Annotated in this window: 3 protein-coding genes; all 3 read right to left on the minus strand. The window is 33.1% G+C overall.

Features of this window, described 5'->3' with window-relative positions; genetic code table 11:
- Nucleotides 1-77: 77 nt before the first annotated feature.
- The 3 genes from V4T18_RS18160 to V4T18_RS18170 all read right to left on the minus strand — a co-directional run bounded on the left by V4T18_RS18160 (nucleotide 78) and on the right by V4T18_RS18170 (nucleotide 3,847).
- The gene (locus V4T18_RS18160; protein WP_332651848.1) at nucleotides 78-230 is read right to left on the minus strand and encodes a hypothetical protein; all 153 of its coding nucleotides are present in this window, start codon (nucleotides 228-230) and stop codon (nucleotides 78-80) included.
- Nucleotides 231-1,041: 811 nt separating this feature from the next.
- Nucleotides 1,042-1,758 carry a helix-turn-helix domain-containing protein gene (locus V4T18_RS18165; protein ID WP_332651850.1) on the minus strand — a complete coding sequence of 239 codons (717 nt, stop codon included), beginning with the start codon at nucleotides 1,756-1,758 and terminating at the stop codon, nucleotides 1,042-1,044.
- Between the two features lie 394 nt (nucleotides 1,759-2,152).
- Entirely contained in the window at nucleotides 2,153-3,847 is a 1,695-nt protein-coding gene (locus V4T18_RS18170; protein ID WP_332651852.1) for a DUF262 domain-containing protein, read from the minus strand.
- Nucleotides 3,848-4,225 lie beyond the last annotated feature (378 nt).

The raw sequence follows: 4,225 nt of genomic DNA on the forward strand, positions 1-4,225 counted from the left end.
CGACCTGTTTCATTTGACTAGACAACGTGGTGATTTTTTTATTCGTTTCATCCATTCCAATTTCGAATGCATCTACATCAAGGACTTTCATCAAAGAATGCTACCCCCCCTGTTACTGGGCTATCGAAGTAGAAAACTGCAACACGATGAGCTTTCTCAATGAAATTCATATCGTAAAAATTCTCATCAACTAAATTCATGTTTGCGATAGCAGAATCAATAATTACCATAAAATACCTCCCCTTAGGTTTCATAATATCATATTTAATATCCATGAATATTATTTAATGTTTAAATATTCTAAATTTTAACTCCAAAATTACAAACGAACGTTTTACCGTAATCCTATAATAATAAAAAACAAGTGGAATCCCCTAACTCATGAAGTAGGTAACTGTCACTTAGCCTAAAATTGAATTAGCACAATATATTACAGAGAAATATTATTCTAACTATCCTGAAACTAAAGAAATTATTGAGTAACTAAAAAAGCGTAGAGGCAATTAAATGCCTCTACGCTTTATTCACTGCATATCAAAATTCCGCTCAAGTACCTGCATCTTATGATTGCTGGTTACTACTTTAATAATGTTATCACCTCTAAATTGCTGATGTGCGTGATGTACCAATTGCAACACATGCTACTAGAGGCTCCCTCACTAAATACCTAAACTTTTTTTGGATATGGAACCCTTTTAAATTAATCCAATTCAACCGCAATCGGATCAAAATCAATTCGTTTATTATCACTTTTTTTGCTGGAAAACTGTATATGATGCGCTTTGGGAAGTAGTGTTGTGCTTCATTGGATAATCTTTTCTATAAAAAAACCTTCTAATCGGTTTTAATTGCCGATTAGAAGGTTTCATTTCTTTCAATTCATTTTAATTATGTATGTGCTTCTTATAAACCGTATCCACTTCTTTAGTAGCTTGTTCTGGATTCTACTTCATCATCTTTTTTATACCTTTAATCTAGTGATTTGTTTTAGCCAGTTTCGTGTAGACCAGAATTATTTATCACACTTCCAATTTTCAGCTTTTAATTTAATGAATCATTCCATCCAAATAAATCATTTGTAAATTTTAAGCTCCACTTCACCGCACTTCTAGTTTCCACACTAATTAAAAAGTATCCATCCTTTTTAATAGTTACTGGCTTTACCTCTTCCTTATCACCCTCGTCTAAGGACATAATCGATGTACTATCTCCCTCTACATCAAAAATTCGAATACGGGTAGATACATGCTTTTCAACTTCATTTCGGTGCTCTAATTTAAAGATATATAACCCCTTCTTGAAATAAATCCATTTTGGTGATACCCATCTTCCTTCTCCTTCAAAAGATTCCTCTAATTCAATATCTTCAAATTCAGTGCTAAAAGAACAATCTTCGTTTAACATTTTTAGCATGTCCTTTTCTTCACTTTCGTAATTTTGCAACATATTTTGAAGCTCGTATTTTCTATTTCTAATCTCATATAATTCCTTTTGAATAAGTGTTCTAACATCCAATATTACGTTATGTCTTTGACTTAAAAAATCACGTATATCTAGGTTAAGTAATTTAAATAACTCGATTATCTTTTCTGGTTCAGGGATTGAATCACCTTTCTCCCATTTCCCATAAGTGTAGGTGGAGACCCCACATTTTTCAGCCATCTGTCCTCTTGAGAGATTTCTTTTATTTCTTTCAATGATTAAACGTTGATCTATCTTCGTAGCAAGGTAAAGTTCCTTTATTTTCTCGTTGTCCAAATCTATCATCGTGAGCACCATTCCTGTTTCTATTTTTTATTGATTCCTCTATTATTCTACTTTAATAACATATAAAGATGCATTATTTAATAACGAAGCAAAATATAATGAGTGATTTTCATTCCACTGCTATAAGACTGTGGAAACAGTCCTATAACAATAATTTTGGGTACCCCCTTAATATTCGATATATAGTTTTTTGCTTACAGTAGTGGCTCAATAGTAATAGTGCACTGTTATCGCTTTTTAACTTTTGAAAAAAATCAGGCGCAATATAATATAAGACTTTCTTTACATTGCGCCTTTTTGAAATCTATTAAAGATTTAGTTTTTCACAAATATCCAGTTATCCCAATGAGGAAATTGCCTTACTCTTATAGAACGAACAAAATTATCAACCTAACAAATCCCGTATCTTTTCTGCAAGAATTGTTTTTCTAGCCTCATAAAAACTTTCGAAGTCTTCTATTTCTAGTGAAATATCTTGAGGAATCATAGCTTGTTTACAAAATTCCAACTTTTGATAATCGTTCATATCATTGTAGTAATCAACGAGTCTCATATCATTTTTACTACCATTACTTCTTCCTTCAAGCAAATGTAGATTAGGCAGTCGATTACGCATTCCACGCCATCTTTTCCATTCCTCTAAAGTAACCGATACTGGTTTATTTCCGTTAAACCTGTTATCCGGGTGAAGATGGTCTTGTTCATATTTAAAGTTCTTATTTGTCCAGTTAAGATTCAAATAATAAAGAACCTCGCTAGCAACTCTGCTGCCTTTTTCCGAATTTAGTACATCTTCAATTTTACCATCTGTGACTCTCAGGTCATTCATCTGATCGAGCATTTCAATAGTAATTTCGTAGTCAAAGCTATTGATGTTGCTCTTCATCTGTTGTAGCTTACCTGTAGTGCCAGATTGGAAGTAAGTAAAGAATATCGCCCTAAGTAAATAAGCACGAACACCCTTGATGTTTTTGCCGTAATGATCAGGATTATAATAAATATAATAAATGATCGGCAACAGTACGTTCCAACTGCTTGAGAAACGACTTACATCAATATTCATTTCCTTCAGAAGGCTTTCTGTATTTGTCAGTGCTTTCTTGAAACCGTTCCAATCGTTTTTTAATTCCTCTGCGATTTTTTTGTTAATGTTGGATTTTACAACATCACCATACAGCATCAAAGCTGCTCGGATAATAAAGTCTGTATCAAAACGCTCATAAGAGTCAACAAGAATTTTCCCAAACTCAGTTTTCGCACTAGGCCAATATGCCTCCAGAATTGACATCGTTATTTCAGATTTACGCAGTGCCTTTCCACCACTATTGAACCTTACAAACATCTCCAGCGCATCATCTTGTTTCATGTCATGTATTTCCGTATATCTAACCAATTTTTCAACAAAAACTTTGTTATATAACTTTTGAAGAATGTTTCGCGCGTAATCCTTACTGTCAGCCGGAACATTCACAATGGCTTCTTCAATTGCTTTTTCTCTTGTCGTTTCATCTTGAAATTTCACATCAAGTATATTTTTAATCTCAAATTGGGTAGGACTTAATCTACCAATCTTTTCACTAAACTTAATATCAAATTTCTTGCTATTATACTCTTCCTCAACCACCGAAATCTTATTTTTGTTCAGTTCGATTAGAAGTTTCGTTAAAATCTTATCTCCAGTGATCCTTCTGGCATTTTTCGGACGTATGTATGCTTCTCCGAACAACGATAAAAATAATGATGTTAGTCTTTGCTGTCCATCCAATACCGCCGTGTCAGTATCCTTAACATTTATGCCGGTCAACTCGTAATTAACGCTATCAGCTTGTTTTCTACTGTCAAACGTAACTTCTGATAAAAAATTGCAAAAATAGGTATCCCACGTAACATTGGAATCATCAACACGCCAAAATAGGAATGTAGCAATAGGGTAATCCAACAAAATGGAATCCCATAGTTTTTCAATTTGATCCATGCTCCAGACATATTGTCTTTGAAATGCTGGCATCACATATTTTCCGTCTTTAATGTTTTGTAAAGCCTCATATATAGATATACTATTATCTATTAATCTACTCATTATCGCACCCCTCAATCGAATAATAATAAAGTACTATACCATTTTAATTATACATGGTTTGGAAATCTGTATACTACAAGATTTCATAGAATTGGAATCCTTCAAAGTTCTCTAGTAAATTATTTATGATTTAGAAGTGCAATTCAGACTTGAACATAAAGATGTGTAAACAACCTTAGATGTTTATGCTCACGTCACAAAAAAAGCAAGGCAGAAACAATCGATAAATTTAGCAAGGGATTTTCAAATTCCAAAATAAATAAAAAAGAGAAGGTCTGGAACTGCCTCCTTCTCTTTATCTTTATAATGATGATTCCTCGATCGCAGCGATTAAACGATAAAATTATTTCGCGGATTCAATCGCTTCAATTAGATTTG

Origin of the sequence: Lysinibacillus sp. 54212, from assembly GCF_036662795.1 — a bacterium.
Lineage (GTDB): Bacteria > Bacillota > Bacilli > Bacillales_A > Planococcaceae > Lysinibacillus_B.

Bases quoted from the DNA above. Each gene is read 5' to 3' on its own strand.
- V4T18_RS18160 (WP_332651848.1), bottom strand. From the start codon at position 230: ATGGTAATTATTGATTCTGCTATCGCAAACATGAATTTAGTTGATGAG.
- V4T18_RS18170 (WP_332651852.1), bottom strand. From the start codon at position 3,847: ATGAGTAGATTAATAGATAATAGTATATCTATATATGAGGCTTTACAA.